General features: G+C 41.6%; 21 protein-coding genes and 1 riboswitch. Of the genes, 10 read left to right on the plus strand and 11 right to left on the minus strand.

From position 1 onward, the window contains the following. Positions 1 to 89 precede the first annotated feature (89 nt). Positions 90 to 2,657 carry a TonB-dependent receptor gene (locus H5164_RS04855; RefSeq protein WP_124015571.1) on the minus strand — a complete coding sequence of 856 codons (2,568 nt, stop codon included), beginning with the start codon at positions 2,655 to 2,657 and terminating at the stop codon, positions 90 to 92. A 215-nt stretch (positions 2,658 to 2,872) separates the two neighbouring features. Between H5164_RS04855 and H5164_RS04860 the strand changes: the two genes are divergently transcribed. The 5 genes from H5164_RS04860 (at position 2,873) to H5164_RS04880 (ending at position 8,226) form a co-directional block, all read left to right on the plus strand. Further along, positions 2,873 to 3,412, plus strand: a complete 540-nt coding sequence (locus H5164_RS04860; protein ID WP_182697487.1) for a PH domain-containing protein — start codon at positions 2,873 to 2,875, stop codon at positions 3,410 to 3,412. Positions 3,413 to 3,422: 10 nt separating this feature from the next. Continuing rightward, positions 3,423 to 4,688, plus strand: coding sequence for an Nramp family divalent metal transporter (locus H5164_RS04865; RefSeq protein ID WP_182755039.1), 1,266 nt, complete (start codon positions 3,423 to 3,425; stop codon positions 4,686 to 4,688). Further along, positions 4,685 to 5,749 (plus strand): serine hydrolase, encoded by a 1,065-nt coding sequence (locus tag H5164_RS04870; protein WP_182755041.1) that lies wholly within the window; start codon positions 4,685 to 4,687, stop codon positions 5,747 to 5,749. Before H5164_RS04865 ends, H5164_RS04870 begins: the two co-directional genes overlap by 4 nt. Before the next feature lie 84 nt (positions 5,750 to 5,833). Further along, a complete protein-coding gene (locus H5164_RS04875; RefSeq protein ID WP_124015567.1) occupies positions 5,834 to 6,298 on the plus strand; it encodes a DUF1456 family protein in 465 nt (154 codons plus the stop codon). Positions 6,299 to 6,537: 239 nt separating this feature from the next. Next, the gene (locus H5164_RS04880; RefSeq protein ID WP_182697490.1) at positions 6,538 to 8,226 is read left to right on the plus strand and encodes an NAD-dependent malic enzyme; all 1,689 of its coding nucleotides are present in this window, start codon (positions 6,538 to 6,540) and stop codon (positions 8,224 to 8,226) included. Positions 8,227 to 8,371: 145 nt separating this feature from the next. Here H5164_RS04880 and H5164_RS04885 read toward each other — a convergent pair whose 3' ends face one another. Next, positions 8,372 to 8,806 carry a DUF3069 domain-containing protein gene (locus H5164_RS04885; protein ID WP_124015565.1) on the minus strand — a complete coding sequence of 145 codons (435 nt, stop codon included), beginning with the start codon at positions 8,804 to 8,806 and terminating at the stop codon, positions 8,372 to 8,374. A 10-nt stretch (positions 8,807 to 8,816) separates the two neighbouring features. Beyond that, a complete protein-coding gene (locus tag H5164_RS04890; RefSeq protein WP_124015564.1) occupies positions 8,817 to 9,353 on the minus strand; it encodes a phosphatase PAP2 family protein in 537 nt (178 codons plus the stop codon). A gap of 234 nt (positions 9,354 to 9,587) precedes the next feature. Between H5164_RS04890 and H5164_RS04895 the strand changes: the two genes are divergently transcribed. Then, the gene (locus H5164_RS04895; protein WP_182755043.1) at positions 9,588 to 11,474 is read left to right on the plus strand and encodes a diguanylate cyclase; all 1,887 of its coding nucleotides are present in this window, start codon (positions 9,588 to 9,590) and stop codon (positions 11,472 to 11,474) included. A 40-nt stretch (positions 11,475 to 11,514) separates the two neighbouring features. Continuing rightward, complete coding sequence (gene queG, locus H5164_RS04900; RefSeq protein ID WP_182755045.1) at positions 11,515 to 12,744, plus strand: tRNA epoxyqueuosine(34) reductase QueG; 1,230 nt, start codon at positions 11,515 to 11,517, stop codon at positions 12,742 to 12,744. A 14-nt stretch (positions 12,745 to 12,758) separates the two neighbouring features. On the opposite strand, the gene H5164_RS04905 is transcribed toward queG, so the two are convergent. Together H5164_RS04905 and metE are read right to left on the minus strand one after the other, a co-directional pair. Continuing rightward, positions 12,759 to 12,971, minus strand: a complete 213-nt coding sequence (locus H5164_RS04905) for a dodecin (RefSeq protein WP_124015561.1) — start codon at positions 12,969 to 12,971, stop codon at positions 12,759 to 12,761. Positions 12,972 to 13,182: 211 nt separating this feature from the next. Then, complete coding sequence (gene metE, locus H5164_RS04910; protein WP_182755047.1) at positions 13,183 to 15,474, minus strand: 5-methyltetrahydropteroyltriglutamate--homocysteine S-methyltransferase; 2,292 nt, start codon at positions 15,472 to 15,474, stop codon at positions 13,183 to 13,185. A 155-nt stretch (positions 15,475 to 15,629) separates the two neighbouring features. Here metE and H5164_RS04915 point away from each other — a divergent pair, with 155 nt between their 5' ends. Next, entirely contained in the window at positions 15,630 to 16,532 is a 903-nt protein-coding gene (locus tag H5164_RS04915) for a LysR family transcriptional regulator (RefSeq protein WP_182697494.1), read from the plus strand. Here H5164_RS04915 and H5164_RS04920 read toward each other — a convergent pair. From H5164_RS04920 to H5164_RS04945, 6 genes are all read right to left on the minus strand, one after another. Beyond that, on the minus strand, positions 16,515 to 17,255 hold the full coding sequence (locus H5164_RS04920) for an HDOD domain-containing protein (protein WP_124015558.1): 741 nt from the start codon (positions 17,253 to 17,255) through the stop codon (positions 16,515 to 16,517). The genes H5164_RS04915 and H5164_RS04920 overlap by 18 nt on opposite strands. A 142-nt stretch (positions 17,256 to 17,397) precedes the next feature. Further along, positions 17,398 to 19,377, minus strand: a complete 1,980-nt coding sequence (locus H5164_RS04925) for a TonB-dependent receptor (protein WP_182755049.1) — start codon at positions 19,375 to 19,377, stop codon at positions 17,398 to 17,400. Between the two features lie 139 nt (positions 19,378 to 19,516). Next, a riboswitch (cobalamin riboswitch) is annotated at positions 19,517 to 19,735 on the minus strand. A 374-nt stretch (positions 19,736 to 20,109) separates the two neighbouring features. Further along, positions 20,110 to 20,775, minus strand: coding sequence for a hypothetical protein (locus H5164_RS04930; protein WP_182697497.1), 666 nt, complete (start codon positions 20,773 to 20,775; stop codon positions 20,110 to 20,112). 125 nt (positions 20,776 to 20,900) lie between these two features. Beyond that, the gene (locus H5164_RS04935) at positions 20,901 to 21,224 is read right to left on the minus strand and encodes a DUF3622 domain-containing protein (RefSeq protein WP_182722683.1); all 324 of its coding nucleotides are present in this window, start codon (positions 21,222 to 21,224) and stop codon (positions 20,901 to 20,903) included. A gap of 195 nt (positions 21,225 to 21,419) precedes the next feature. Further along, positions 21,420 to 23,333 (minus strand): U32 family peptidase, encoded by a 1,914-nt coding sequence (locus H5164_RS04940; RefSeq protein WP_182755051.1) that lies wholly within the window; start codon positions 23,331 to 23,333, stop codon positions 21,420 to 21,422. Positions 23,334 to 23,509: 176 nt separating this feature from the next. Then, on the minus strand, positions 23,510 to 24,076 hold the full coding sequence (locus H5164_RS04945; protein ID WP_101085918.1) for a phosphoribosyltransferase: 567 nt from the start codon (positions 24,074 to 24,076) through the stop codon (positions 23,510 to 23,512). Between the two features lie 369 nt (positions 24,077 to 24,445). Between H5164_RS04945 and H5164_RS04950 the strand changes: the two genes are divergently transcribed. Then, complete coding sequence (locus H5164_RS04950; RefSeq protein ID WP_124015553.1) at positions 24,446 to 25,111, plus strand: DNA-J related domain-containing protein; 666 nt, start codon at positions 24,446 to 24,448, stop codon at positions 25,109 to 25,111. A 432-nt stretch (positions 25,112 to 25,543) separates the two neighbouring features. Beyond that, positions 25,544 to 26,200 (plus strand): thiol:disulfide interchange protein DsbA/DsbL, encoded by a 657-nt coding sequence (locus H5164_RS04955; RefSeq protein WP_182697499.1) that lies wholly within the window; start codon positions 25,544 to 25,546, stop codon positions 26,198 to 26,200. Positions 26,201 to 26,266: the final 66 nt, after the last annotated feature.

A 26,266-nucleotide genomic window follows, 5' to 3' on the forward strand; every position in this document is an offset into this window, starting at 1 on the left:
TAAGCTCCTATAGCGTGAGAATAATGACAATAAAAAAGCCACATTGCACCTTAAGTGAATGTGGCTTTTGTTATCTTATGACGTTGTCATTAGAAGTTCATTGTGACTTTAGTATAAATATAACGGCCTAATGGGTTATGTACACCCATTGCATAACCATATAGATCAGCATCGCCATCGCCAATCGCAAATGATGGCTCTTCATCAAACACGTTATTAACACCTACAGATAGCTTAACCGTGTCATTGAAACGATATGAGCCAGACATATCGACTAACAACTGCGCATCAACTGTACGAGTTTTGTTGTAGTCTTCAAACTCACCGATGTAGCTTAAGTTAACGTTAGCGGCAAAGTCATCCATCATCCAGTTAGTTGTTGCTAACCAACGGTGTTGTGGGTACTCGTACTCACCAGTGTAATCAACAGTATTGCCATCAACTTCTTTTTCAAAGCTGATTAAATAGCTGTATTCTAAACCAAACTTGATATCACCATAGCTGTTTAGCTCAAGACCATAATGGCTAGATAAATCTACACCTTGTACTTCTTGTGAACCAATATTGACAAATGCTGATTTGATTACGTCAATCGTACCAAAGGTTTCACCCGCTTTAGGCGCATTTCGTAAACAAATAGTGCTGTTTTGATCACCACAGTGTTCGTTGTAAACATCTAGATTTTGCAGTGAGTCAATTTTGTTGTCTTGGACGATATTGAATAAATCAAAACCAATATCAAACTGCTGACTTGGAGCCCAAATCATACCCAAGTTCCAAGTCTCAGACTCTTCTGCCTCAAGATCAGGGTTACCAGCAAACACAAAGTTGTAGTCAAGTAGTTCACAATCAACGTTATCAGCAGCACAACGGTAGCTATCGGTTAAAAAGTCACTCTTTTCAGAAGGACCTAAGCCAATTTGCGCAAGCGATGGTGCACGGAAACCTGTAGACCAAGAACCACGTGCAGTGACTTCGTCACTAATGCCCCATTGGAAAGCAACTTTTGGGTTAGTGGTTGAACCAAAATCACTGTAACTGTCGTAACGGCCTGCAAGTTGTAACTCAAAGTTATCAGCAACAGGGATAGAAAACTCAACATAGACAGCATGTTGATCACGTGAGCCAAACGCAGAGACGGCTTCAGTACCAAAAATCAGACCGCGCTGGAACTGCTCATCTGGCACGTCACTGACACTTTCTTCACGATACTCAGCACCAGCTGCCATCATGATATCGCGATCGGCGATAGTAAAGGCTTGACCTGAAATGCTGGCGTCATAAGCAGTAATACTCGACTTACCTTGTCTTACTAGACTAGTGGTGATGCGATCAATCACATCTGGCGAGTTCATCGTGCCGCCAAACGGGTTGTAGTTACCCGCATCAATTTCGGCTTGTAAATAATCGGTTCTTACCCAACCTTGTGAGCGGTCACCTGTTTGAGTCGATTCACTGCGGCCACGTTGCGCTGATACTTCCCAGTCCCAATCATTGATAACGCCACGAAGACCAGCAACAATACGCATGGTATCTGACTCGATATCCCAACGACGTGCACCAGCATCAACTGTACGATAGCGACCAATCTCAATATCTTGTCCAAAAGGATTATTTGGATGAGTACCAGGAACTGTCAAGCCAGCATCTTCATCCAATGGCGTTGGTGCACCGCCTGCCTCAGAAGTGTTGTGCTGTACAGATAACTCTAAAAATGCAGTTAAGTCTTCACCTAACATATAATCAAACTGGCCAATAGCACCAACACGTTCAGCTGCTGGAATGGTTAAGTTATATGGACCGTAATCAAATAGACAACTCCCACTCGATGTTGCGCTATCAGCAGGACAATCTGGGTCAATGGTTTTCACGCCATTGACATAGAAATAACCAGGGAAGCCGCGTGATGAACGGTAATCTTCACCGCCATAAGGTGACTGGTTTGCAGTGCCAAAGCGGCCCATGTCTTCTGCAGACAAGGTACCATTGGTAAAGTAATCAAGGATTATTGATGCACTGCCTTTGTCAGCTTTTATGCCCCATACTAGGCTGGCTGTAGTTTCATCATAACCAGTGCCATTGTCATCGCCATAACCCAAGTTAAGTTCAATACCTTCAATATCTTTTCTTAAGACAATATTGACCACACCTGCAATTGCATCAGAACCATAAATGGCTGAAGCACCGTCTTTAAGAATATCGATACGTTCAATCGCCGATACCGGGATATTGTTGATATCAACAAACGAATTTGAAATTCCTTCAGCAAATGCACTTGCTCCAACACGGCGACCATTGATAAGAACCAAAGTCGCATCAGGGCCCAAGCCACGTAAACTGATTGATGCACCACCGTTAGCGGTAGAATCTTGACTGTTTCCACGAGTAGAGAATGCACCTGAACCGTTGGCAGGCATACGTTCTAATAATTGTTGTAGGTTGTCAAAACCCATATTAGCAATATCGTCTTTATTCAACGATTGTACTGGTGAAGGTCCTTCAATATCAGTCCGTTTGATACGAGAACCCGTCACTTCAATTCGTTCCACTTTTGAATCGGCACCAGCATCAGCAGCTTGTGCAACAAAGGCAATAGGAGCTAGAGATAGAGAGACAGCGATAGCGCAAGCGCTGCGTAAAAGGTTACTTTTTTTCATGATCATCCTTAACGTTAAATTATTGTTTTATATCCATGACTACTGCAAACTGCGGTATGAGCATACCGCTGACAACTTTGTTGGATTGACACAACCAACTTAGGTTAAAATTTAACAAAGTCAACACAATGGCTTAATGTAAATGCAACCAACCACTTAATCAAGAATAAATAGTTAAAAAAAGTGAATTTAAATCTATTTAACAAGGAGGTCATATGAGCGATAAAACACTAGTTAGTGCCCACTTCCACGCAAACCTAGGCCTGTATTGGTTGTTGTCTGGCAGCCTAGTATTTATCCTTAGCTTTATTGGTATTCCATTGTTATTACTATGGTTTCCATTGGGACTATTAGCGACTAGGCATTACATTAATAATATGAGTGCTGAACTAACCGAGCAGAAACTGATTGTGCGTAAAGGCTTATTCACACGGACTGAAAATACCGTTCCATTGGATAAAATCACCGACATGGCACTTATTCAAGGTCCTATTATGCGTATGTTTGACCTTCATAAACTGACCATAGAAACCGCGGGACAATCTTCTGCAGGCGCATTGATTAGCTTAACGGGGGTTGTAGATGTTACTCACTTTAGATCTCAAGTACTGGCACAAAAGTCAAAAATCATGGCACAAAAAGGTAACGCCCCTGCCGATGAAAATACCGATGTACTAATCCTCGACCACCTGCAACAAATGAATGCCACTTTATTGCGCATAGAACAGTCATTAAACGCTAAACCATCAAACTAGGTTTTTTATTATGCTTAAGCAACAAACTGCATCAGACTTACCGTGGATATCTCGCGCAAGCACACTTTTTAAAGCCACTGGACCTGGAATCTTAATGGCCGCCGCCGCGATTGGCGCTTCTCATTTAGTCGCCTCAACTCGAGCCGGTGCAGAATTTGGTTGGCAACTGGCATGGCTCATTTTATTAGTCAATATCGTTAAGTACCCTTTCTTCGCTGCTGGCGCTCGCTACACTGCAGCCACTGATGAAAGTTTATTGCATGGCTATCATAAGCAAGGCCGTGGATATTTGATGCTGTTTACCGGGCTCAATGTGATTGCTGCCATTGCCAGTACCGCTGGGGTATGCATGTTAACTGCGGCAATGTTAACTCAGTTTATTCCGCTATCAATTGACCTCTTAGCGCTAATTGTATTGGCCAGCTCGTTAGCACTATTGATTTTAGGCCACTACAAACTGCTTGATAAAATGACCAAAATTATCATGCTAGCTCTTACACTCACCACCCTAGTCGCCGTAGCATTGGCCTTTAATCGTCATAGCGGATTCGGCACTCCAGTGATCAGCGAATCTCCCTGGCAATGGGCGTATGTCGGTTTTTTAGTGGCGATGATGGGTTGGATGCCCGCGCCAATAGAAGTCAGCACTTGGAACTCGTTATGGTTAATAGAAAAACGTAAAAACCAAACGGTGACCGCCAAGCAGGCTATTTTTGATTTTAATTTAGGCTATGTCACCACGGCTGTGTTGGCGATTGTATTTTTAGCGCTAGGCGCATTAGTCATGCACGGCAGTGGTGAGCGTTTTTCTGATTCAGGCGCGGCATTTGCCTCACAATTGATCACCCTTTATAGCCAAGTTATGGGTAATCAAAGCCGTTACTTAATTGGCATTGTGGCGTTTTTATGTATTTTTAGCACCACAGTGACTGTGATAGATGGCTACAGCCGCACACTCGAGATGGGCTGGAAATTGTTGTCTAACACCACATCAACACGCAATTATTTAACCCCCATTATGCTCGGGATCAGTACGCTTGGTTTATTACTTATTCTATTCTTTAAAGGGGCCTTATTACCGCTGCTAGAATTTGTAATGATCCTTGCTTTTATGACCACAGTTATTTTTGCTTGGCTTAACTTCCGGTTAATGACCAGTAACACCTTAGCGGAAAAGCATCGTTATGGTCGTGTTATGGTGGGGCTGTCGTGGATTGGTTTATGGTATTTAGTTGGCTTCGCTATCTTATTTGTTTATTGGTATCTCACAAAATGATCACATCACAATGGTGTAAAGACTTAACTGGCTTACAAAAATTCACCCGTTTGTTACTGGCATTAACAGTAACCTCAGTGTCATTTCAACTCAGTGCATTTGCATTAACTGCAGCGGATGTGCAAACCATCATAGATAAGGATTCAAGACCGTTTAGCGGTAGCATTGTCATTAGCGACAATCATAACCGTTATGTTAATTACCAAGCAGGTACCGGCATAACACCAGACAGCATATTTATGCTTGGATCTATTTCTAAAACGATCACCGCCACGCTTGTATTACAGGCGGTGGATCAGAAAAAGTTAGCATTGGGCGATAACATCACAGATTACGTTGAGATCATCACCGAACACCCAATCACGATTAGTCAGCTGTTAAATCATACTTCAGGAATAACACCACCTAAATCACCGAGTCTTAATGCCGGGTCTCAATTTATACCTGCCAGTCAGTTTAGTTACTCAAACTATGGCTATAAATTGCTTGGCGATATATTAACTCAGGTTTACCAACAACCTTATGGGCAATTGGTTAATCAATTTGCCGTAACCAATCAGCTTGATCTCCAAGCTAATACCGGTTCAATTGCGCAGCGTCAGGCTAAGCAAACACGCTTGGTTGATGGCTATACCGAGCAACAGCAGCAGCGGACACAATTAACTGATTTTACGGTAGACCCTGACTTCATTACATTTGGCGGCATGCAAGCCAGTAGTGCTGCTGTGGTTAAGTTTGTAAATGGTTTACATCAAGGCCAATTTTTATCTGCCACAAGCTATCACGCCATGACCCATGCAAGTACTATCAGGCAGCATCGTTGGGGAGAGGTAGGCTATGGCTATGGTTTGCAAATCAGCCAACAAGCAGGCTTAGTTGAATACAGTCATTCAGGCTATATTCCGGGATACATCAGCTTAATGCTCTATTATCCGCAATCGCAATTAACCGTTGTGATATTGGAAAACACCTCGTGGGATCTGGATAATATCGAGCGTGTTTTTGGTCTACACGACAAGATACGCCAAGCAGTAAGAAAACAATTAACCACATACGAATAATCTGACGGATCAATGATTTCTCGCTATAATAGTGTTTCGTCAATTGACCTAAACCATTTATGCGCCGCCGCGCCAGAGAGCCTTATGATTAACAACGATATTCTTCGCCGTATTCGCTTTGTGTTTGACTATTCAAATGCCAAAATGATTAACATTTTCAGCCAAGCCAATGTAGACATGTCTTCAGAGCAGATTATTGCGCTGTTGAAAAAAGAGGAAGAAGAAGGTTATCAAGCATGTAATGACACATTAATGTGCCAATTCTTAGATGGTTTGATCATTCAAAATCGTGGCTTAAAGCCTGGAGCAGAAGTGCCAGCGCCTTTGAAGCAATTGACCAACAATCTAATATTCAAAAAATTACGCGTTGCACTTGAAATGCGTGAAGAAGATATTATTGCCACGTTACTGTTAGCCGATTTTTCGATGACTAAATCTGAGTTAGGTGCGTTATTCCGTAACCCAGATCATAAAAACTATAAGCCATGTGGTGACCAAGTGTTAAGAAACTTCGTCAAAGGTTTATCAGTCAAACATCGCGGCAAGTAATATTCGCCTAGATATTGAGATAATGCTTTATGAATGCGTAGCTTAGGCTACGCATTTTTATTTTTAGCGTTTACATATAAACAACCAAAAATGAGAGATGAATAAAAATACTTAAGAATAATGTGATTTGACTCACTTAACAGACCACAAAAAAGATCAGACGTGATAATCTATAATCGTAAGAAAACCAGCCCTATTCTAATAATGATCTAACTGGATCTAACACATTAAGGTTCCCCATGGACGATAACAAACGCCCCCTCTATCTTCCTTTTGCTGGCCCGGCCATTCTTGAATCACCACTGCTTAATAAAGGCAGCGCATTTAGTGAAGAAGAGCGGGTATTTTTTAATCTTGAAGGCCTCATTCCTTGGGTTATTGAAACCATTGATGAACAAGCTTCTCGTGCGTACGAACAATTTAAAAACTTCACCAATGATCTCGATAAACACATCTATTTACGCAATATTCAAGATACTAACGAAACCCTATTTTATCGTTTAGTACGTAATAACATTAGCGAAATGATGCCGATTATCTACACGCCTACGGTAGGATTAGCCTGTGAACGCTTTTCTAAAAACTATCGTCGTAACCGTGGCTTATTTATTTCATATCCGAATAAAGATCGCATTGATGATATTTTAAATAACTCAACTCGCCAAAAAGTGAAAGTCATTGTGGTTACCGATGGAGAACGTATTCTCGGTTTAGGTGACCAAGGTATTGGCGGTATGGGGATCCCAATTGGTAAGTTATCACTTTACACCAGCTGCGGCGGAATTAGTCCGGCCTATTGCTTGGCAGTCACATTAGATGTAGGTACCGATAATCCGCATTTAATCGAAGACCCTATGTACATGGGCTGGCGTCATCAACGTATTGGCGGCGAAGAATATACTGAATTTGTTGAAGCTTTCATGCAGGCTGTGAGCCGTCGTTGGCCAGATGCGTTAATTCAATTTGAAGATTTTGCGCAAAAAAATGCCATGCCATTGCTTGAGCGTTATAAAGATCAATACTGTAGTTTTAACGATGATATTCAAGGTACAGCAGCAGTTACTGTTGGGTCACTACTGGCGGCATCTAAAGCGGCGAAGAGTAAGCTTAGCGAACAACGTATTACCTTCTTAGGTGCGGGCAGTGCGGGTTGTGGTATTGCTGAAGCGATTGTGGCACAAATGGTTTCAGAGGGCATTAGTGAACAACAAGCTCGTTCACAAGTCTTTATGGTTGATCGTTGGGGCTTATTACTCGATAACATGCCTAACTTATTACCATTCCAACAAAAGTTAGCTCAACCTTGCTCTACGATTGAAGCATGGGAAAATTACAGCGACAATATTTCGTTACTTGATGTTGTGAACAACGCTAAGCCTACTGTACTCATTGGGGTATCTGGTTCGCCAGGTTTATTCACTGAAGAAATCATTAGAGCAATGCACAAGCATTGTAAACGTCCAATTGTATTCCCATTATCAAATCCAACGAGCCGCGTTGAAGCCACTCCTAAAGATATTTTGCATTGGACATCAGGCCAAGCATTAGTGGCAACAGGCAGTCCATTTGAACCTGTCGTTGTGAATGATGAGACCTTTGAGATAGCGCAATGTAATAATAGCTTTATCTTCCCAGGCATTGGATTAGGAGTATTATCTTGCGGCGCGAAGCGTGTGTCTGACGAAATGCTCATGGCATCTAGCCGTGCATTAGCAGAGTGTTCACCTCTAGGTAAAGAGGGAACTGGATCGCTATTGCCACGCTTGGAAGATATTCAATCTGTCAGTAAATATATTGCTTTTGCTGTTGCTAGAGCCGCCATTGATCAAGGTTTGGCACTGCCCTGCACTGATGAATTACTGCTGCAATCAATTGAAGCTAACTTCTGGGAACCTGAATACCGTCGTTATAAACGTACGTCATTCTAAATTATTGATAAGCTAGATTAAGTTATCTTTAACCATAAAAAATCCCAACCTGAGTTGGGATTTTTTGTTTCTAGCAAACAATTAATTTATCTGCCCATAAACTTTGGCTTATATATCTGGCAACGCCAAACTTAAGTGCACAAAATTAGGCAGACATGACTAATTTAAAGCTATTCAATAATGGTCTGTCAGTACGCGCTTTTTTAAGCTTACGTATACACTCTCTCAATGATTGCTCGGCTAAACGGCCAAATACACCATCATATTCATTATTATTCATTTCTTCTTCAGAGTCGGCACTATCGGCAATTTCTTGCGCAACACGGCTTAACTGCATCCACGCATTGGCAATGTAAAAGCCATGAAACTCCGCTTTAGTCATTAACTTTTGCGCACTCGCTGGCAAACCATTCCATGCATTGGCAAACGTATTGGCTTTGTCGTCAATAAGTTCGCTAAACAAACCTTCATAAGCCTCAAGCAAGGTTTCAGGTAACTTATCCATCGGCAACACTTTATTGGCTACGTTATACGAAATTTGTTTTGCGACTTCTTGATACTGCGGGTCAACTTTTGTCATGTTTTTCTCTCTAAAATCTGCCACTAATGTACACGCCATAAGTGTCTGATGAGGCAATTGGAACAATACTAATCCCTTTATAAGGGTCGGTGAAATACCACCCCGCCACGATACCAATGGCAGCGCCAGCCAATACATCTTCCACATGATGTTGATCACTGGCAACACGCGTATATGCTACATAAGAAGCTACCGCATATGATGGAATGCCATATTTCCAGCCGTAACGCTGGTTGATAAATGTCGCTGCAGCAAAGGTATCGGCACTGTGACCAGATGGAAATGAATCATTACCACTGCCATCTGGGCGATCTTTTTCTATACCGTATTTCAGTGCTTCAACTAACAATCGACTTGATACACCGGTTTTAACTAATTGCCAAGCACCTTGATAATCATCTTCGACAATTAAACTTCCTGCCAATGCAGTGGCCGGAAGTAATATGTGCAAAGCGTCACCCGATGTTTCCAGGCTTCCTTCAGCATGACAAGGCGATAATGCTATCAGCAAACTTAATCCGATAAATTGCACAATTCTCTGCAACATTTTTATCTCTGTTTATTTCCAAAGGCGTCTTTATACTCGTCTAGATAACTGAATGCAAATAGCCCTGAGTCGCCAGAAAAATACCCTTAACAGTGAATAAGATTAACATATTGATAAAAATAAGATTATTGAACAATAACGCAAGGCTATAATTTAATCACAAGACTTTTCAAGTCGAAGTCTGTTAGTCTTTGTCACATAGAATTAACAATAACAACTTGAGAAAATGCATCCTTGCCCACTTTAAAGCTAAGCAGCATTATTCATATCATTATGCTTGTCTGTGCCATTGGATTTAGCAGCATTGCTTATGCTAATCCAGTGAAGAATTTACGCGCCGATGAAATTTATACACTATTAGACAGTGGTAACTTTATATCCGATGAAGATAATCGTAAATTACTCAGCGAGTATAAAAGTATCTTGTCGGATGACGATATTATTCGCCAAGAACTCTATATACGTCTTAATTGCTGGAGTTTGCCGTCGAACACAACAGAAGAAATGCAAGCCGCGGTTAAATATGCCGATAAATACCTGCAAATATATCGTCAGCCAGCCCCCTCTTTAATCCAGATTGATCTGCAGTATTGTAAGGCTTGGTTTCTGTATGCGCAGGGAGAAAGTGACAGCTTATTTGCCGACCTAAATACAGCGATACTTAATGCTTATAAACTTGAAGACCCGCGCTTGATTGCGGATGGCCGAAGCACTAGAGGTGCAATCCTATCTTATTTAGGTAATTTTTCTGAAGCACTCGAAGATCTTATTACAGCGCAAAACTTATATGAGTCTCTTAATTTAACTTATTGGGCAAATGTTAATTTAGGTGAGCTGGCCAATAGTTATCGCCGTTTTGGCGATGCCCGGACCGCATTAACATATCAAATAAAACTCGAAAAAAGTTATCTCAAAAATAAACAGATTTATGAAGCCAATCTCACCAATAATCAAATTGCGCTGTCATTAGAGAAGCTTGAACGTTATGAAGAAGCCATTGAACGCTTCCAAAAAACGCGCGATTTTTGGTTAACAGAAAATAACCCCATTGCTGCTGCGGATGCATCTATTAGTATTGCCGGTAACTTAATCAGCTTAAATAGACTTAAAGACGCTGAGGTGATTCTGCATGATGCTCAAAAGGTGATTACACCCAAAAATGATAACAGTTATAGCTACATGAATTTATTTATGGCCAAGGTGCATTACCAGCAAGAGCTTTATCAGCAAGCATTAATCGATATTGACCAGGCTGAAAAAGCATTTAATTTCAGTAATAATATCCGTGGCCTCAATCAAGTGTTGCAGCTAAAAAGCGAAATATATCAAGCCTCACAACAATGGCAACTGGCGTATGAAACCCTAAAATTGTTTGTCGAGTCACATCTATCATATGACAAAAAAGTACTTTCAGAGCGCAATGCGGAGATGCAAGCTCGATTTGATAACAACAAGATTCAAACTGAAAATACAATGCTTATTCAAAGGGATAAAGAAAAACAGCTGCAATTGGACATCATGAAGCGCAATGAAGACATGCAGATCATTATTATCAGCTTAGTCGCGATAATTTTAGTGATTGTATCTATCTTCGCCTACAAACAACTGCTCAGAAAACGACTGTTTAGGCGTTTAGCGCTCACCGATGAACTGACCAAAGTAGCCAATAGACGTGATTCACATTCTCAAGGTAATTACTTTTTAAAAATCGCTCAGCAATCATCCACGCCATTATCATTGATTTCATTTGACGCTGATAACTTTAAAGCCGTTAACGATACATTAGGCCACGATATGGGCGATAAAGTACTGGTAAAACTAGCGGCAATTAGTACAAGCATGATGCGTGACACTGATGTGATTGGTCGAGTTGGTGGTGAAGAGTTTTTGATTTTATTACCTAATATCGACAAAACAAAAGCCATTGAGATTGCTAATCGCTTAGTCGAGACCATAGCAAAATATGATTGGTCACAAATCTCGCCTAATTTGCATCAAACAATCAGTGCCGGAGTCGCCAGTTACACCAATGAAACAGAGTTGTCGCCATTATTGCTAAAAGCCGACAAAGCGCTCTATTCTGCCAAAGCTGCCGGCCGAAATTGTGTCAAAGCCGAGTAAAACGCGTATAATTTCCATGTGTTTACTTAATGATAGTGTTATGACAACAACGACCCCAGTATTAACGCCTGATCCAATTACCGATCCTGAGATCAATTCAATCCCCGAGCCCTGCCCATTGACCGCAGCTCAGCTTGATGTGCTCAATAGACAGATCAAGCTTTGGGGTAAAGAACTTGGTTTTGCTCATATTGGTGTTGCTGATGTCGACTTAAGCCAACATGAGGCAGTATTACAAGATTGGTTAGATAAAGGTTACCACGGTGAGATGGCTTACATGGCTAATCATGGAATGATGCGGGCTAGACCCGCTGAATTACATCCAGGAACCATTAGAGTCATTTGTGCCCGGATGGATTATCTACCGCCTGACGCTGGCTTTGCCAGTAATTTAACCGACCCCAACCTTGGTTATATTTCTCGCTATGCCGGTGGACGTGATTATCATAAATTAATCCGCCAACGGCTTAAAAAACTCGGTGATAAAATTCATCAATATTGCCAACAATCCGACTTTCACAACACAGATTTTAGACCGTTTGTTGACTCTGCACCGATTTTAGAACGTCCATTAGCCGATAAAGCGGGACTAGGCTGGACGGGCAAGCACTCACTCATTTTACACCCTGATGCCGGCAGTTGGTTTTTCCTCGGCGAGTTATTAATTAACTTACCTTTGCCGTTAGATATCCCAATCGAAGAAGGCTGCAACACTTGCGTAGCCTGCATAAAGTCATGCCCAACAGATGCGATTGTCGAACCCTATGTGGTCGATGCAAGGCGATGTATATCTTACTTAACCATTGAATTGCAGGGCGCTATTCCAGAAGAGTTTCGTCCACTCATCGGCAATCGTATTTATGGCTGTGATGATTGCCAACTCGTGTGCCCAGTTAATGCTAAAGCACCACTGACCCAAGAGACAGATTTTCATACTCGCAGTGCGCTTATTCAACCCGATTTACTGACTCTATTTGCGTGGTCTGAAAGCCAATTTTTAAGCCAAACAGAAGGCAGCGCGATTCGCCGAATTGGCCATAAACGTTGGTTACGTAATATCGCGATAGCATTAGGTAATGCTCCGGCTAATCCGGCCATTATTAGTGCATTAGAGCAACGTAAACACAGTGATGAAGTAGATGGCATGGTGCTTGAACATATTGAATGGGCATTAGTGCAACAAATACAAAAAGCGCCACAGTCGGCGCTTTCACGTAAAACTCAACGAGTGATCAGATCAATCCAAAAGGGTCTACCCAGAGATGCATAAACAACATGCGACAACTAAGCATTAGGGTCTAAGGTAAAACCCACTTTAACGGTGACTTGCCAGTGAGCCACTAAACCTTCTTCCAAGTGACCACGGGTTTCGATAACTTGAAACCAGCGCAAATGTAATAAACTTTTATTGGCTTCTGCAATCGCATTTTTGATCGCCTCATCTGAACTGATCGGTGATGAACCCACTAGCTCAATGACTTTATAAGTGTGACTCATAATCGCTCCTTTGGTTAACTGAAAGACGTATTTTGAGTGTAGTCAATAATGGCTCAGTTCACAGCAAATAGGCTCAATGAGTCCGCTGTGAATACCCCATCAGCCAGTATCGCAAGGTTGAAAAGTTAATCACAGAGTTCTGCAACAAAGCCGCAGCTCCAGCGATCAGCTGGTGAAGCACAATGACCCATTGTGAGCAGCATCATGCTAATTAAAACTGGCGTCGAAGCACTTTAGTCGCTGCAATCATATTGCGCAGCGCTGGCTCTACTTCATCCCAAGTACGGGTTTTTAAACCACAATCAGGGTTAACCCATAATTGTTTCACCGGCACTTTCTGCGAAGCTTTAGTAATAAGATCAACCATTTCGGCTACCGTTGGAATATTGGGCGAGTGAATGTCATACACCCCAGGACCAATTTCGTTCGGGTAACAAAAATCTTCAAACGCATTCAATAATTCCATCCGTGATCGCGAAGTTTCAATGGTGATCACATCAGCATCCATAGCCGCTATGGCATTAATGGTGTCATTAAATTCGCTGTAACACATGTGAGTATGGATTTGAGTTGCATCGTCTACACCAGCCGCCGACAACTTAAAGGCATCTACTGCCCAAGTTAAATAATCTGCCCACTGGCTCTGCTTAATCGGTAAACCTTCACGAAATGCTGGCTCGTCAATTTGAATAATGCCAATGCCGGCTTTTTCTAAATCGATCACTTCATCGCGCACCGCTAACGCAAGTTGATTGGCAATATCTTGACGAGGGATATCTTCTCGAGCAAACGACCAATGCAAGATGGTCACTGGGCCTGTTAGCATGCCTTTGACAGGCTTGTCGGTTAAACTTTGCGCATAGGTAGCCCAATCAACCGTCATCGGCTTAGGACGTGATACATCACCATAAATTAGCGGTGGTTTTACACAACGAGAGCCATAACTTTGCACCCAACCAAATTGAGTAAAGCCAACACCGTCGAGCTGTTCACCAAAATACTCCACCATGTCATTTCGTTCAGCTTCACCGTGCACTAATACGTCAATACCGAGTTTAAGTTGACGACAAATGGTGTCCTGAGTGACTTGCTCAAGCTGTAATCGGTAATCAGTGTCATTGATTTCGCCTTTACGCCAGCGTTTGCGTAAACCACGAATCGCAGGCGTTTGCGGAAATGAGCCTATGGTGGTTGTGGGAAGTAATGGCAGTGCTAGCTTCTGTTGCTGAGCAATAATACGCCGAGCAAAAGGGCTATGACGTTCAAAATCACTCGCAGTAAGCTGTAACACACGTTGAACAACCTCTTGATTAGCTGCAGCAGCTGTGGCTAAACGCCTTTGCTGGCAACGATCAATAATCACTTGGCTGCTTTGTGAATCTTGATCGTTAATTAACTGCTGAATGTCACTAAGTTCAAACAGTTTCTGTTTGGCAAATGCTAATTGTCCCTGTAACGGACTGATCAGTTGCGTCTCGACGTCAACATCAACCGGACAATGTAACAATGAACATGAAGGTGCAATCCACAAACGATCGCCCAACGTGGTCGCTAATTCTGCCAGCTGATCAGCAATAACATCAACATCGGCAGCCCACACGTTGCGACCATTAATCACTCCAACCGATAAAACTTGTTGGCTGCCGAGCGCTTTGATAAACGCCTCAACTTGTTGTGGTGCTGTGACTAAATCAAGATGCAAACCATCAACCGGTAATGCACTCACCAATGCTTGATGATGGCCAATAGAGCCATAATAACTGGCAAGTAATATCTTCAATGATGCCGGTTTTTGTTGCGCTAAAAATTGATAACTGTGGCGAATGGCTTGCTGCCACTCCTCGGTTAAGTCTGCGGCTAATACTGGCTCATCAAGTTGTACCCAACTCACACCTTGGTCTGCAAAACGTTGCAAAATCTGCTGATAAACCGTCAGTAGCTGCGGTAATAACGATAGCTTGTTAAACTCAGTCAGGCTTTTCGATAAATACAAATACGTCACTGGGCCAAGCAATACCGGTTTTACTTGATGACCGAGTTGCTGCGCTTCACTGACGTCATCAAACAACTGTTCAAAGGCAATCTCGAAGCTTTGATCTGCGCTTAATTCAGGCACTTGATAATGATAGTTAGTGTTAAAAAACTTGGTCATTTCTGCCGCACAAGCATGTTGGCCAGTTTGCGATCGGCCACGGGCCACACGAAATAAGGTGTCTATATCGATAGGTGCTTGGCTGCCATCGGCTTGAGTAGCTCGGTGGCGATCTGGGATCACATTTAAGGTGGCACTTAGGGTTAATACTTGGTCGTAATAAGCAAAGTCGCCTACTGGAACTAACTCAACGCCGGCATCTGCTTGCCACTGCCAATGCGTTTTTTTTAATTCACTGGCGACCTGTTTCAGTTCAAATAATGAGATTTCTGCGCGCCAATAACGCTCAAGTGCAAACTTCAATTCACGCTGACGTCCAATGCGGGGAAATCCTAAACTTGAAATTTTCATGCTGCTTTCCTTTTCGTTGAAGCAAAATTTATAGCCATTTATGCAGAAAAACCCGCATAGGCGTCTGGACGTCTAGAAGTTTATTGTGCTACTCTGCTGTCAAGCAATCGAATTGATTTCATCGGCTAGTTGAGCAAGATTCATGTGGAGAGAAAATGATAGAGCTTAGACACCTTCGCACCTTGATGGCGTTAAAGGAAAGTGGCAGTTTAGCGGGTGCAGCTAAAAAACGATTTGTAACCCAGTCGGCGCTTTCTCATCAAATAAAAGAGTTAGAAACACGGATTAACTCAACTATTTTTGTTCGTAAAAGTAAACCGTTAACGTTTACTCACGAAGGTTCACGTCTGCTGAATTTAGCGGAAGAAATCTTACCGAAAGTGATTGCAACCGAATCTGATCTTAAGCGCGGTTTAGAGGGTGAAAGCCAACAACTTAAGCTCGGCATTGAATGCCACAGTTGTTTTCGTTGGTTAATGCCGGTTATTGAACAATTTAAACAATATGCGCCAGCAGCTCAAATTGATATTTCAAGTCGTCATTTATTTGATTCACTCAATGCGCTGGAAACGGGGAGTTTAGACATAGTGCTCACCTCTGACCCAGTGCCTGGACATAGCGTAGCTTATCAACATCTATTTGATTTTGAAGTAAAGTTAGTCGTTGCCAGTGATCACGCATTAGCGACACAAGCCTTTGTAACCCCAGCTCAATTGGCAAAGCAAACTTTAATCAGTTACCCAGTGCCTCTCGCGCGTTTAGACATATACAAACACTTTTTAGAGCCCGCGGGTATTGAACCTGGTGAGCAAAAACAATGCGACTTGACCTCAATGTTATTGCAGCGAGTTGCCTGTAATGATGGCGTAGCCACCCTACCAACTTGGTCTATTCGAGAAAGTCAGGGGCTGAGTCTTACGGCGGTAAAATTAGGCGCAGAAGGACTAAAACGTCCATTGTTTGGCGCGTATCGCCGCGATGCCACTAATGCAAATTTAATTCAACAGTGGCTCGAGCTGGTAGCAAGTGAAGGTATAAATTTACAGCGGGTTGATTAATAAACCTCTTTTAGATAACACGCGTCGAAGCACAAGTCCTGGAGAATCAGGGTTTTGTGTTTGGCGTAAGTTATGGGCAATTAAAAACTCTTCGCGTAAATCGTCATCCAATCCTAATGCATCAAATGCATCAAGGGATAATTGTTGTTGCTGGTTATCAATCAGTGATTTTAATACTTTTAGTGACACGGGGCGAGACAGCTCTGCATTTAAATAGGCAAAAGCCGTTAATACAATCACCTGACCAAAAACACTAAATAATGCTAAGGTTTGCATTTCATCCGCATCAATTTTGATGTTATCACCGGTTTCAATCTGTTCACGTAACTGTTCTAAACAATCATCCGCAATCGTTTCATTTAAGGCCCAATAACCTTGAACCAATTTTTTGTAAGGTTCAGGGAGTTCATCAAGGCGTTCTTTAAGATAAAATGAAAATGCATATCGATAGATATTCACTTGGCCTAAACGAATTAAGCAATCTTTAACACTGCGACTTTTAGTCGATATCATTCCAGCTGAATGGGCGCTATTACTGCGCAATAACAAGTGTGCAGCCAATGCCGGATCAGCAGAGACTATGTCGATTACGATTCTAATATCAGCTTCGTTAATCAGGGCTTTTTTTAATGGAATTAATATGCCACGACGACCAATGACTTGCTCTTCATTGCTAATAATAGCTTTAACTTGAGTAAAAACTTGTTGCTCAAGACTCGTCATATCTATCGATTACCTTTTTTAAAATTAACACACTATTAATCAATTTAACGGTATATTAAAACGAAAGCCAGCGATAGTTCACTGGCTTTCATAAGTAATAATTTACTGGCTGTTGTGACTAAGACTTGATCAACCAAATTATCTAGAAACGATAACCCGCTGTAAGTCTAATTGAACGACCAGTACCTGAATAATAGCCACTGCCATAAGCAGAGTAATACCCTGTGCCGACATAGTCTTCATCAAGTAAATTATCAACACGTAAACTGGCATTCCACCCTACATAGCTGTAATTCAACGCAAGGTTGGTTAATACATAACTGTCTAACTTATCACCAGTATTGCTGTTGTCGCCTTCCATGTAACGCTCGCCAGTGTAAACACCTTCAACAAACGCTTGCCAATGAGCAGATATATCGTAACTAATATAAGCTTTACCAGAGTGCTTGGCCACCCAAGATAATGCTTTACCGTCGTTCTCGCCTTGAGTGAATTCTGCATCAATATAGTCGTACGACGCACCTAATAACCAATTCGTTGAAAGCTGCACATCATAAGCCGTGCTTATACCAAAACGACGCGATTTATCAGCGTTAACGTTAGCACCGCCACCATAAGGCCCATCAGTTCGACCACCTTCGTAAACAATCTCATCTTCTAATTCAAGTTGATAAGCATTGATCTTCAATGTTTGAGTGGTAGTGGTATAATCCCAACCCGCTTCATAAGAGCGACCCGTTTGAGGATCTAACCCTTGAGTTGTCAGCGGTGTATAAGCTTGTTCATCGACTTTGGCAAAGCGGAAGTTATCATTAGCACGAACATAAAAACGATGTTCGCTGCTCGGACGATAATTAACACCAAACTCAAGTGCATGGGCGTCATTATCAATTTCAATACGGTTAGGATAAAGTAACTGATCATACAAATCGTCAGTCACTTCCGAGTAACGGCCACCTACTACATAAGATAATGTCTTGGTAATAGGCACTGATGCTTGAACATAAGCACTACGTTGAGTCTGTTTATTATTGCGTTGAATAGAAGCCGTATCAAAATCTGCTTCACCTGTACTCACATCAATGCCGGTGACCAAATTCAAGTCGCCATGATCTAAGTGATAATTGGCGGTCGCTTTAGGCGAAAAGCTTAATAAGTCACGCTCAATTCGCCCTTCACTGCCATATAACAGACTGGTGATTAACGTGTCAGAATAGGTTAAATCGGCACTCAATGCCCAAATATTATTTAACTGGTACTGATAGCCACTGCGTAATGCGGTGGTCATTTCATGAGTGAATTCACCCTCAGAAAAGGGAGCCACTTGACGAGGATTGGCTTCATATTGCGCTAAGGTCAGTGCACCTGGTACTTGACGATCATTATCAAAATAATTAACTTCGACAAAAAAGTCTTCTACGTCAGTTTGATACTGAATGCGACCTAAAATAGAACTGGTGTCATTGTCGTTATTGTCGCGGTAATTATCACTTTTGTTATAACTCGCCGCTAAAAAGTAACGCCATGCATCATTGATAGCACCCGAAATATCACCTTTAGCTTCATAAGTGTCAAAACTGCCACCACTGACTTGTATGCCACCACTGGTTTCTGTTGGTGCTTTAGTAATAATATTGATAACGCCGCCAACAGCTTGATCGCCATACAACACACCAGCACTACCAGATAGAATCTCAACTCGCTCAATTAAGTTAATTGGAATAGATTCAATACTCGGTGCAGCAATATCAATGTTATTCAGTCTGCGACCATCAACTAAAATCAGGGTGTTATTCGCCGCTTGCGAAGCAGAAAATCCGCGCATAGAAAATACTGTTCCCGAATTATTATCCGACACCTGAATACCAGATTGTCCACGTAATAAATCGGTTAAGTTAGTCGCGCCGCTCATTTGAATGTCAGCAGCATCAATCACATTGACGTTGGCAGCAATATTTAATGGCTTAGCAGCATTACGACCAATAACCACTAGGGTTTCATCCATGCTGATTGCTGAAGATGAAGAAGATGTAGCCGCTGAGTCTGCTGCCATAGCATTCACACTGACTACACTGAAGAATGCACTTAATAGCAATGCAATTTTTGTTGGTTTAGTACCCATTTACCTTTAACTCCTGAAAGGAAAAATGGGGCAAAAGTGCCGCAATATAGATGACGACTGTTGGCAAATCTACAGATCAATTCTGAGCGTATGCCAACAAGCGGTATTATATTACATTTCGAGATCTGCCCACCGAAATCATCGAAATCACCTTTAAGGCCGGTCTCCGGACTAAGGCTGTGGTGCTAAGACCTCAATGGCATAGCACGCGCGAGTCTAGATGATTAACGCAATCGAGTTGCGCACCTGACTCTCACCAATCACCGTTGCGGGGGCAGTACCAGACTTGCACTGGTTTCCCGATTATCCTGCTGTGGGATATTGACCCACGGCAAGCACCATAAAGATTGACTCACTCACCTCAACGCTGATTTAGCCTTTAGGTGAGCGATTAAAATAACATGAGGCTCAGCTCAACATTAAAAAATATGTCTTTGGTTATGACAAGCTTGTATTAAGTCACTGGGTGCTAAACGTAACCGTCTGCGCAGTAAAATAATAACGCGGCGATTATAACGGATCCTAAGGTGTACTTCATACTTACAAAAGGTAATCTCACAGATAATTCAACTTAATGATAAATAAACTCATAGATTGCTATGGTCTTAAAGGCTAAGCGAACTGATGAGCACACATTTACATTCGTAAACATCAAGATGTAAAGTTGAAACTTGGATACAAATAAGTGTAAATGAGATCTTCGGGTTAATGTTCAACACCGAGAAAAAATGATTAGGGCTGGGTCATAAACTGACGATAATTATCGATAGTGATAGGTGCAGTATCAGGAGTAAATATGTCGGTACGAATAGATTTATGAATAAGGTAGACATCATCGTCGTCACTTATTACCGTAAAATAGCCCATTTCACCTTGTAAAGGGGATATAAAAGACGTTTCAATCACAGCTGAAGCGCTATGAATATTAGGCATACTGGTACAGCCTAATAAACCATGCACAGCCTCGAGGCCATCCACCTTAGAACTGCCGAGCTGTTGATAAATAACCTGCCCTTGGCAATGTTGTCGATAAGTGTCAGCCATTGAATTTAAAAATTGTTCTGGTTCAACGTCATCGGCTAAGCCCTTAAAGCCTTGCATACAGACTAAACGAGACCAATTATTTAACGACTCATCACTAGGAACAAACTCAGCCATGGTCATATCACCACGTTTTTCATTAAAGGCAAGCTTCCAATCCAATGGTGGTAAAAAACCAAACTTCGCAGACAGCTTTGTCAGTTGCTGAACATCATCAGACATCACCGCAGTAGCTGATGAATGACCAACTTCACCAAATGTCATGGGGATTTGAGAGGTAGCAGATGCACTACTCGGGAACAGGAACAATATCCCTATGCACCCCGAGCAGCCAATAATTGCAGCAATCTTGTTCATCCAAATGAATCCTTATTTGGTCAAGATAAAGATAAGTTGATCGAAACCATTCTAATTGAGCATATCCTATCCTGAACATACAAAAATTGAAACTTATCTATAACATTTACATCTTGGATAACATATTAATTAAACGCTTCGTCATCTTCAGCATCATCTTCGGCGTCGAAAAGTTCTTCTTCGTCGATAGCTGATTCAGCAGCAATGGCCGCGGCTACGCTTTTAGCTTTAAGGTGTTTCTCAGTTTTACGCTTGTTACGATCAGCTTGCTTAGCTAAAAAACCTTGCAGTGATTGCTCGCCCCATGCAATGGCTTCAGCTTCTGTGGCAAAACCATCTTGGCTTTTTGATACTATGGTTTTAGTCGCTGTCATACGACGAGTAATTTCAGTTTTCCACGTGTTTTCAATTTGAATAACACGTAAAGCATACTTTTTGCTATCGCTCATAATCTATTCTTTCCTAACTTAAGGTATCACAGGCTTAAACCCGTGAAATTTCAGCCGCGCAGTGTACTCGAAACGCACGAGTTTGGGCAGCTATTTAATGGCTGTTTTTTCAGCTTATTCAAAAAACTTATCCAGTGACAAGGAGAATATTGCCACTGGAAAAGCAATGATGAATAAAATATTGCTGCTACACCATTATTGTTTGACTAATTGGTTGGAGCCAACAATCATCATTTCGCATTTATGGCAGTCGAATACTAACTTCAATTTATCTTTGCCAACATCTAAAAACATCGGATCAGCTTTAATACCTTCAACTTCTTTCGGGCATAAATTAAAGCTGTAGCGGAGACAATGTTTGGTCACCATTAACGGCGCATCATGTAACACATTATTTTTTTCATAGGTGTCTTCAATTTGAATCACCCCATGTTGATGATAAAACGATTTGGCTTTTTCGTTGGCCACATTGGATAAAAAGCTCAATGCTTTTTGTGGAAAACGCGCCGTTTTATCATGCACCCAACGCTCAGGTCGTTGGTAACTGGCAACCCTTGCCGCCATTAATGCACTTACAGCATCGCGGCGTAACTCATTGACCACAGATGCGGGTAAAAACCACATGGTTTGTGTCAGCAAATTAATCTTATTCAGCACAAAGTCGCTACTGCCAAGTTTACTATGTTGTTTTTTCAAATTTTCAGCGGTTTTAGCCTGATCATTAGCAGGAGCTTTGTCGCACACTAAAGTGACGGTGGCACTAATATTATGCACATCGGTAATCGTTAAGCCTACGCCGTCATCAGTATCAAAGAATTGCATATCGACAGCAATTTTACGGCTAGCTGAATCTTTGTTGAGGATAGCTTCGAACTTATGATCAAAGTTTCGGAACATCATCACCCCAATTTTAAGATCTTTGGGCACTTCAGTTAAATATAAAGTGTTGCCCTCAGCGCGGTTGATGCGTACACCAGAGAGTTTATCGTCAGACAAACGCTGAGTTTCATAATGCTCAACAAAGAAACACAGACCATCACCATTGTTAAAGTGAATGTCTTTACCACTTTCACTGGTATCGATTTTAATAAAGTCTTTACCGACATGAGTAATTCGGCCCACTTTTTCACCAATAAACTTAGGCGAACTAAAATGCTCAATCGCCTCGGTCCGTTCATTAACAAAATAATCGGTTTTACCGCGGTTAAAGCTTTTATCAGGATCGGGAGTGAAATTAAATTCGCAACGACCATGAGAAATAGATTCTAGATCGGCACGCTTGGCAATAATCGCATCAAGCTGCTGGCGATAATGTGCGGTAACATTCTTAAGGTAAGTAATGTCTTTTAAACGGCCTTCAATTTTAAACGAGCTAATACCCGCATCAATTAACGCCTCTAAATTATCTGTTTGGTTATTATCTTTTAGTGATAATAAATGCTTATTTTCAGCTAAGACCTCGCCTTCACGCGTGGTCAAATTACAGGGTAATCGACACATTTGTGAACATTCACCGCGATTAGCACTGCGATTAGAGTAAGCATGACTTAAATTACACAAACCACTGTAGCTGACGCACAAAGCACCATGAATAAAGAACTCTAACTTCATTTTTGTGCTGGCTGCGATATCACGAATTTGGGGAATATTCAGCTCGCGGGCTAACACCACCTGAGAAAAACCAACTTGCTCAAAAAATACCGTTTTTTCTGGGCTGCGGTTATCGGTTTGGGTGCTGGCATGTAACGCAATAGGCGGAAGATCAAATTGTAACACCCCCATGTCTTGCACAATCAAGGCATCGACACCCGCTTCATAAAGCTGCCAAATTAGCTTTTGGGCTTTATCAAGTTCGTCATCCATTAAAATAGTGTTTAAGGCCACAAACACCTGGGCATGATAACGATGAGCAAATTCTGCTAAGCGAGCAATGTCTTCAATACTGTTGCCAGCATTGTGACGGGCACCAAACGCTGGGCCACCAATATAAACCGCATCAGCACCATGACGAATAGCTTCAATGCCATAATCGGCATTTTTAGCGGGGGCTAAGAGTTCTAACTGGCGCTTTACAGGAGCCTCTGGGGTGAACAATTCTACAGAAACCATAATGTTAACTAAATTTCGCATCAATTCGGATAAAAAAGTGCGCCAACATACTAATATTATCGCATTGACATAAGTATGTTGGCGCACTCGCATAGTGCTTGTATTTTAGCAAACTTTACCCAAAGTTCTAAGTAAATTCGTTGCTAATAACCGCGATAAGCTGTGCAGCATTACGCTTATAAAAACAACTCTTGGATGTTTTTAAAGTCAGCTTTGCCTTCAGCAATTTCTTGTGGGTTTAAACCAGACACTTCATGTGGGAACACTAACCAATCTTCAGATGAATGAATGAAATATTCTGGTTTTAGGTCCACTTTGGTATTTTTCGGTTTGTAGTAAGGGCAGGCAATACGGATATCCGTTGGCATGTTCAAGCGCATAAACTTTCTTAACTTACCAATAAGCGCATCAATGCTGCGCCCTGAGTCAAAGACGTCATCAACAATCAACAAACCATCACTGGCGTTAGCATTTTCGATAATATAATGCAGACCATGTACTTTAATATTTTTATCTTGCTTATCGGTTCCAATGCCATAATAAGAAGAGGTTCTCACCGCGATGTGGTCAGTTTCAACTTTCTTAAAATCGAAATATTCTTGTACTGCAATACCGATTGGAGCACCACCGCGCCAAATACCCACAATAAACTGTGGTCGAAAGCCACTGTCATACACTTGTGCAGCGAGTCTAAATGAATCTTCCAGTAGTTGTTGCGCACTAATAAAGTGTTTATCTGTCATTGGTTAAGCCCCCGATTATTTTATTGCGGGGAATTTTATACCAAATAAAGCTTTCTTGCCTGTAAGAATAGTAATTAATTGATCAAGGTAAATAAAAAATTTAACCGCTTAATGAAATCGCAATCCCCTGTAATCAGCCAGCTGATGCTGTCCATCCTCGCTTGATTGAATCATTTGCTCAGCGCCAGATTACCAAGCCCTTAAGCATTACATTCAGGTCGAGGTCCAGATCGCCAAATAAAGCTGCATATGCAGGCTCAAATCGACATCTCTGCGAGTATAAATCTACTTGTGATTAACAACGGCTATGGCATAGTGTGGTTTCATGATAAGTAGAATTTATCGCCAATTCAGGATGAATACACCACCATGTTACTCAATAAAACCTTACACTCGGCCCATGCTCCTGAATGGGACGATACAAACAAAAGCAATCAAATCAATGCAAATAAAAGTGATAATCCGCTTATATGGCCTGTGCTGAGTTTATTGCAGTCAACTAATCAAAGTTGGAAAGTGCATCATTTAGCCAGCGAGTTGCAAGCCAAAGGGCTAATGCATAACCTTGATCCGTTACCGGAGAAAGATCTTTTTAAACGTAACTTTTTATTGATGAATGCCTTGTATGAATTACAAGATATATTAATGCCCAAACAGTGGTTACAAGTTAAGGCAATGGAAATCCAAATATTTAGGATTATTCCGGCCAGTGCAGATGTCCAACATATTCGCGATGGTGCATTACGCGATTACTATCTCGACTGGGCTAATTACGATGCCAGCGTTAACGTAGTGCGAGAAATGCTCGAGTCGTTCTGGTCAACTTATAAAGAGTATATTGGCGTTAATATCAAGTTAATGCATGTGGGCCAAGCCTTAAAAGTGTTTGAACTGGATGAAACTGCTACCGATAGAGACATCCGTAAACAATGGCGTAAGCTGGCGCTTAAATGGCATCCAGACCGCGATCAAGGCAATGCTGAACGTTTCCGTGAAGTGTGCGAAGCATGGCAAACTCTAAAAGAGTCGCTCTAGTCTGCCATAATTACCAGCTAATGGCTTAACTGCACCTTTGTATAAACCATTAGCATAACGACAACGTCGACAGTATCTGTCCCTATCATTCATAGTACTGTGTATAACGAGTCCACATTAACATGTTGAGCGACGCATTGACTGTTAATCGCCAACGCTTACAGCACTCAATAACATCAACAGAGCGGAATAATCCCTGCAGCAGAAACACATCTTTTATTGCCACCTCATCACATCATCTCGCCACATGGTTCAATTGGCTCACTTCAATATCCGCAGTTAACCTCATAAAGCACGCATCGGTCACGAAATTAGCGCCTTTTTAAGTGATGATTTAAGTCATAATTCAGCTTAAAAACTTACCCTATTTAACTAAAGCAGATAAGTCTATTGCTCGCGATGACTTGCCATCCACATTGATTTGAGGTTTACATGATTAAATATTTTGCCATTACACTGATGCTAATAACAGCCTCATTTAGCACACTCGCCACACCGTTTATTGCCGGTAAACATTACACTCAAATATCGAATAACATGGTGACCAGTTCACCTAAAATTACTGAGTTTTTTTCATTTTACTGCCATAACTGTTTCAACATGGAAACTCAGTATCTTCCTGAAATTAAAGCGGGATTAGATAAACAGATCAGCTTTGACACTAAGCATGTAGACTTTATGAACAGTGACTTAGGCACTGAAGTAATGCGTTCACTGGCTGTTATTCATCAGGTTGGTCAAGCAGACAAACTTAACCATGCAATGTTTAGCGCTATTCAAGGCGATGCAGGTGCTAATGGCCATGATCACAATGCTCAAGGTCATCAGCATCAATCACAAATCAATAGCCGTGAAGACATTCGAAAAGTCTTCAGCCAATTTGGTATCGATGCCGCAACCTATGACAACATCGCCGACAGCAGTAATACCGAGAAACAATTAGCCTTGTGGCGCCAGCAACAAGCACTATATAAAGTGAATAGCGTCCCCACCTTTATCGTTAATGATAAATACGCTATTAATATGAATGAGATGAATAGCTTAGACCAACTTATTGAATTAATGAATTTTTTAGCTCTATCGAAATAAAAGTTTACTGCTAATCCTTAGTCGAAATACAGATTAGCACTAACACTTGCAGTAAAAATGGCTATC

Source organism: Shewanella sp. SG41-3 (genome assembly GCF_014164545.1).
Lineage (GTDB): Bacteria > Pseudomonadota > Gammaproteobacteria > Enterobacterales > Shewanellaceae > Shewanella > Shewanella vesiculosa.